Below are 6,779 nucleotides of genomic sequence, written 5' to 3'. Positions count from 1 at the left end.
GAGGGGTTCCGGTGTTTTGTGGAGTGCAGTGCGCATCCGGTGGTGCGGGTCGGGATCGAGGAGTCGCTGGAGGCCGCCGGGGTCGCTGACGCCGCGGTGGTGGTGGGGACGTTGCGCCGGGGTGAGGGTGGTCTGGCCCGGTTGTGGGCCAGCGCGGGGGAGGTGTGGGTCCGGGGCGGTCACATCGACTGGGAGCGGGCGTATGAGTCGTCGCAGCCGGGTGTGGTGGACCTGCCGACCTACGCCTTCGATCACCAGCCCTACTGGCTGCTGGACAGCGCCGGGGCGGGCGACGCGGAGAGCCTGGGCCTGTCGGCCACCGGGCATCCGCTCGTCGGCGCGGCCACCGGTCTGGCGGGCGGCGGCGCGGTCGTACTGACCGGCCGCGTCTCGGTCGGCACGCATCCGTGGCTGGCCGACCACACCGTCAACGGCCAGGTCATTCTCCCCGGTACCGCCTTCGTCGACCTGGCCGTACGCGCCGGCGACGAGGCAGGATGCGCGCTGCTCGAAGAGCTCACCATCCAGGCGCCGCTCGTCCTGCCCGAGCGCGGAGCCGTACAGCTCCAGGTCGCCGTGGATCCGCCCGGTGCGGACGGCCGCCGGCGGCTCGGCATCTACTCGCGCCCGCACGACGAGCCGGACGGGCCGTGGACCCAGCACGCGGACGGCATGCTCGCCGAGACGGGTGCGCCGGCTCCGGAGCAGGCCGCCGTCTGGCCGCCGGACGGAGCACAGGCCGTCGGCCTGGACGGGCTGTACGACGGCTTCACCGCCATGGGGCTCGGCTATGGGCACGCCTTCCGCGGGCTCCAGGCCGCGTGGCGGGACGGGGACGACGTCCTCGCCGAACTGGCGCTGCCCGAGGACATGGCGCGTGACGCGGCCCGGTTCGGGTTACATCCGGCGCTGTTCGACGCGGCGCTGCACGCGACCGCGCTCGGCGGATACGTGGCGGACGCCGAACCTGGCCGGCCCTACCTGCCGTTCGCCTGGAACGGCGTGACCCTGCACGCGTCCGGCGCTTCCCGGCTGCGGGTGCGGATCAGTCCCACCGGTCCGGCAACGGTCTCCCTGACCCTCATGGACACCGGCGGCCTGGCCGTGGCGACCGTCGGCTCGCTGGCGGTGCGCCCGGTCACGACGGGCGGGCCGGCGGCCGCGGGTGCCGGCGGGCGCCGCGACAAGCTGTTCCAGGTCGACTGGGTGCCGCTGCCCATCAGTACGGTGAGGCCGGGCACGGCGGACGGCACTCGTGCCATCGAGATCCTCTCCGGCCCGGCGTCGCTCACCGATGAGGTCGCCGCCGCGGAGTCGGTGCTGGTGGCGGCGCCGGCCGGTTCGCGGTCGGCCGTGCACGAGGTGCTGGGTCTGCTGCAGAGCCGGTCGGCCGACGAGCGGTCCGGCTCGTCCAGGCTGGTGATCGTGACCCGCGGCGCGGTCGCCGCGGCTCCGGGCGACGCGGTGCCGGACGTCGACCAGGCGGCCGTGTGGGGTCTGGTGCGCAGTGCCCAGTCCGAGCAGCCGGGCAGGTTCGTCCTGCTGGACCTGGACCACGAGCACGATGGGGACGCCGGTACGGTTCCGGCGGCGCTGATCGGCCGGGCGCTGGACAGCGGCGAGCCGCAACTGGCCGTCCGCGCCGGTGAACTGCGGGTACCGAGACTGTCGCGCGCCGTCGCGTCCGGCACGCCGGAGACGGCGTTCGACCCTGAGCGGACGGTGCTGGTCACCGGCGGCACCGGCGGCCTCGGCGCACTCGTGGCCCGGCATCTGGTCGCCTCGCACGACGTCGGGCATCTGCTGCTGGTCAGCAGGCGCGGCGCTCAGGCCCCCGGCGCGGCCGAGCTGGCCGGTGAGCTGAACGAGATGGGCGCCACGGTCACCGTCGTGGCGTGCGACGTCAGCGACCGGGACGCGCTGGCGGGCGTACTCGCCGCCATCCCGGACGAGCACCCGCTGGGAGCGGTCGTGCACACGGCCGGTGTGCTGGACGACGGCGTGCTCACCGCGCTGACCCTCGAACGGCTGGACACCGTGCTCGCGCCCAAGGCGGACGCCGCCCGGCACCTGCACGAGTTGACCAAGGACCTCGATCTGTCGGCGTTCGTGCTGTTCAGCTCACTGGCCGGCGTGCTCGGCGGCGCGGGGCAGGGCAACTACGCCGCGGCGAACGCCTTCCTGGACGCACTCGCCGAACACCGGCGCGCCCAGGGCCTGCCGGCCGTCTCGGTCGCCTGGGGCCTGTGGGAAGGCGGCGGCATGACCGGTGAGCTGACCGAGACCGACCTGCGGCGCCTTGCCCGCTCGGGCATGCTGCCCCTGTCCGCCGAGGACGGGCTGGCCCTGTTCGACGTCGCACTCGGCTCCGCCCGCGCCACGCTGGTGCCCGCCAGGCTGGACCTCAAGGCCATGACCGGCCAGGCGGACATGCTTCCGCCGCTGCTGCGCACCCTGGTCGGCGCACCCGCGCGCCGCGTGGTGACCGCCGCGTCGGAGGCGGCCGCCACACTCCAGCAGCGGCTGGCCGCCCTGCCGCAGGCCGGGCAGCGCTCCGTGCTCGACGGCCTGGTACGGGGCCGGCTGGCCGCGGTTCTCGGTTTCGCCGACGCCTCGGCCGTCGAGGACGGGCAGTCGTTCCAGGACCTCGGCTTCGACTCGCTGATGGCGGTGGACTTCCGCAACAAGCTCAACGAGGCGACGGGCCTGCGCCTGCCCGCGACACTGATCTTCGACTACCCGACCGCCGTGGCGGTCGTCGACTTCCTGACCGGCGAACTGCTCGGCGGTGCAGAGGTGGCGGCGGTCACCGCGAAGACGGTCGCCGTCGCCGACGAGCCGATCGCGATCGTCGGCATGGCCTGCCGCTTCCCCGGCGGGGTCGAATCGCCGGAGGACCTGTGGCGGCTGGTGGCGCGGGCCGGAGACGCCATCGGCGAGTTCCCCGCCGATCGTGGCTGGGACCTTGGCAAGCTCTACGATCCCGACCCGGCGAACAAGGGCACCTCCTACGCCCGCCACGGCGGATTCCTCTACGACGCGGCTGATTTCGACCCCGGCTTCTTCGGCATCTCGCCGCGTGAGGCGCTGGCCATGGACCCGCAGCAGCGGCTCCTGCTGGAGACCTCCTGGCAGGCGATGGAGCGGGCGGGGATCGACCCGCACACTCTGCGCGGCAGCCGGACGGGCGTGTTCGCCGGCGTGATGTACCACGACTACGCCTCGCAGCTCTCCTCGCTCCCCGACGGGCTGGAAGGGCTGATCGGCACCGGCAACTCCGGCAGCGTCGCCTCGGGCCGGGTGTCGTACACGTTCGGATTCGAGGGCCCGGCGGTCACGGTGGACACTGCGTGCTCGTCGTCGCTGGTGGCGTTGCACCTGGCCGTCCAGGCGCTGCGGGCTGGGGAGTGCGACCTCGCCCTGGCCGGCGGCGTGAGCGTGATGGCCACGCCCTGGACGTTCATCGAGTTCTCCCGTCAGCGCAACCTGTCGGTGGACGGCCGGTGCCGGGCCTTCGCCCAGTCCGACGGCGGCGTCGGCCTGTCGGAAGGCGTCGGGACGCTGCTGGTGGAGCGGCTGTCGGACGCCCGGCGCAACGGGCATCGGATCCTCGCCGTGGTGCGTGGTTCGGCGGTGAACCAGGACGGTGCGAGCAATGGTCTGACCGCGCCGAATGGTCCGTCCCAGCAGCGGGTGATCCGCCAGGCGCTGGCGAACGCCGGACTCACGGTCGCGGACGTGGACGTGGTGGAGGCGCACGGTACGGGAACCGTGCTGGGTGACCCGATCGAGGCGCAGGCGCTGCTGGCGACCTATGGCCAGGACCGTCCGGAGACCCGGCCGCTGTGGCTGGGATCGGTGAAGTCGAACATCGGTCACACGCAGGCGGCGGCGGGTGTGGCCGGTGTGATCAAGATGGTCATGGCCATGGGCAACGGCGTCATGCCGCAGACCCTGCACGCCGACCGGCGCTCCGAGCACGTCGAATGGTCGGCGGGCGCCGTGGAGCTGCTCACCGAGGCCCGGCCGTGGGAACGGCGGGGTGGCCCGCGCCGTTCGGCGGTCTCGTCCTTCGGCATCAGCGGCACCAACGCGCACGTGGTGCTGGAGGAGCCGGCGGAGCCTGCCGAGCCGGCGGCCGAGAACGGGCCGAGGCCTGGCGCGGACCTCGCGGTGGTGCCCTGGCCGGTCTCCGCGAAGACGACCGAGGCGCTGCGCGGCCAGGGACATCGGCTCGCCGCGTGGTTCCGGGAGCACCCGGAGCTGGACCGGGCCGATGTCGGCTGGTCGCTGGCCACGGGCAGAGCGGCACTCGAGCAGCGCGCGGTCGTGGTCGGTACGGACGCCGCAGGACTGCTGGAAGCACTCACCGCGCTCGCCGAGGGCCGGTCCAGCGATTCGGTGATCCAGGCGGGGACGACGCGTTCCCGTTCGCAGGTCGCGCTGCTGTTCGCGGGTCAGGGGAGCCAGCGGGCCGGTATGGGTCGTGAGCTGGCGGAGCGTTTCCCGGTGTTCGCGGAAGCGTTGGACGAGGTCTGCGCGGTGCTGGACCCGCTGCTGCCGCATTCTCTGCGCGAGGTGATGTTCACCGGTCCTGAGGCGGTGCTGGACGAGACCGGGATGACGCAGCCTGCCCTGTTCGCGTTCGAGGTGGCGTTGTACCGGCTCCTTGAGTCGCTGGGCGTACGACCGGATGTGCTGGCCGGTCATTCGGTGGGGGAGATCGCCGCCGCGCACGTCGCCGGGGTGTTCTCGCTGGCGGACGCGTGTGCGCTGGTCGCCGCCCGGGCCCGGCTCATGCAGGCGCTTCCTTCGGGTGGCGCGATGGTCGCGGTGGCCGCTGCCGAGCAGGACGTGCTCCCGCTGCTGGCCGGCCGGGAGGACGAGGTCGGAGTCGCGGCGGTGAACGGTCCCTCTGCCGTGGTGGTCTCCGGTGCCGAGAAGGTGGTCGAGGAGATCGCCGGTGTGCTGGCCGAGAAGGGCATGCGTACGCGCAGGTTGCGGGTGTCGCATGCGTTCCACTCGCCGTTGATGGAGCCGATGCTCGCCGACTTCCGGGATGCGGTGTCGTCGCTGGTCTTCAACGAGCCGTTGATCCCGGTGGTGTCGAACGTGACCGGGCAGGTGGCCGAGCCGGGTCTGCTCACCGACCCGGCGTACTGGGTGCGGCACGTGCGGCAGCCCGTCCGCTTCGCCGACGGCGTCACGGCCGCACGCACCACCGGGGCGACCGTCTTCCTGGAGGTCGGCCCGGATGCCACGCTGACCGCCCTGGCCCAGCAGATCCTGGACGGCGACGCCGCCGCCGTGTTCGTCCCGGCGGCGCGCAGGGATCGCGACGAGGCCCTGGCCCTGGTCCAGGCGCTCGGCCGGCTGCACGTTCAGGGCGTCGTGGTGGATTGGGACGCCTACTTCGCGCCGGCTCGGCCCGCGCCCGTGGACCTTCCGACGTACGCGTTCCAGCGCGAGCGGTTCTGGCTGTCGGCTCCCGCCCAGGCGGGGGACATGGCGGTGGCCGGGCTCGCGGGTGTGGCGCATCCCGTGTGGGGTGCGGTGACCGAGGTGGCCGGCGGGGAGTCGGTGGTGTTCAGCGGCCGGTTGTCGCTGGAGGCACAGCCGTGGCTCGCCGATCACGTGGTGAACGGCGCGGTGATCGTGCCGGGTGCGGCGCTGGTGGAGCTGGCCATCCGGGCAGGGGATGAGCTGGGGTGCTGGTCGCTGCAGGAGCTGACCTTGCAGGCGCCGCTGGTCGTCCCGGCCGATGGCGCGGTCCGGGTGCAGCTGGTCGCGGGCGCGGCCGATGAGTCCGGCGCCCGCCCGATCACCTTCCACTCGCAGCCGCAGGACGGCCCGGACGCCGAATGGACTCGGCACGCCGAGGGCGTGCTCGCGGTGACCGGTACCGATGGCACGGCGGACGTGACCGGCGGCATGGGTGCCACCGGCGAGAGAGGCGTCTCCGCTTCGGCCGCCGAGTTCGCCGAACTGGCGCAGTGGCCGCCGGTGGGCGCGGAGCCGATCGACGTCGATGCCTTGTACGACGATCTGGCAGGGATCGGTCTGGAGTACGGGCCGCTGTTCCAGGGCCTGGTGCGGGCGTGGGGCCGGGACGGAGAGGTGTTCGCCGAGATCGAACTGCCGGAGGAGGCCCACGAGGAGGCCACTCGGTTCGGCATCCATCCCGCCTTGCTCGACGCCGCCTTGCACGCCACCGCGCTCGGCGGAGTGGTGCCCGCCCCGGAGCCGGGACGCCCCTACCTGCCGTTCGCCTGGACCGATGTGTCCCTGCACGCCGCCGGGGCCACCGGGCTGCGGATCAAGGTCGGTCGCGGAGCCGGCGAGGGGAACGGCAACGGCACCGTCGCCATCAGCGTCGCGATGGCCGACGCGACCGGGACGCCGGTCGCCGAGATCAAGGCGCTGACCCTGCGACCGCTCGCCACCGCCGACCTCGTCGCCGCCGGCCAAGACGTGCTGTACCACCTGGAGTGGAGTGCCCTCCCCGCGACGCCCGCCGCGCCCGTACCTCTCTGGGCCGTGCTGGGTGCTGACGACCTGGGCACCGGCGCGGACGTCTACGCCGACCTGAACGCGCTCGCCGCCGCGGAGCCGGCACCGGAGTTCGTCCTGGTGGCCGCGCCCGCGGGCACCAGGGAGGCGGCACACGGCGTACTCGACATGGCCCAGGACTGGCTGGCCGATGATCGGTTCGCGGGTTCGCGTCTGGTGGTGGTGACCCGGGGTGCGGTGGTGGCGGCTCCGGGGGATGTGGTGAGTGA

1 protein-coding gene is annotated in these 6,779 nt (G+C 73.4%); it reads left to right on the top strand.

Features of this window, described 5'->3' with window-relative positions; genetic code table 11:
* Positions 1 to 39 precede the first annotated feature (39 nt).
* Positions 40 to 6,779: type I polyketide synthase (locus IEY93_RS36940; protein ID WP_189167816.1), on the top strand; the 6,740-nt coding region annotated here is incomplete at its 3' end.

The organism is Sphaerisporangium melleum (assembly GCF_014646695.1).
Lineage (GTDB): Bacteria > Actinomycetota > Actinomycetes > Streptosporangiales > Streptosporangiaceae > Sphaerisporangium > Sphaerisporangium melleum.
The sequence above is the reverse complement of the archived record's forward strand: the minus strand, read 5'-3'. Positions and strand labels throughout refer to the sequence as shown.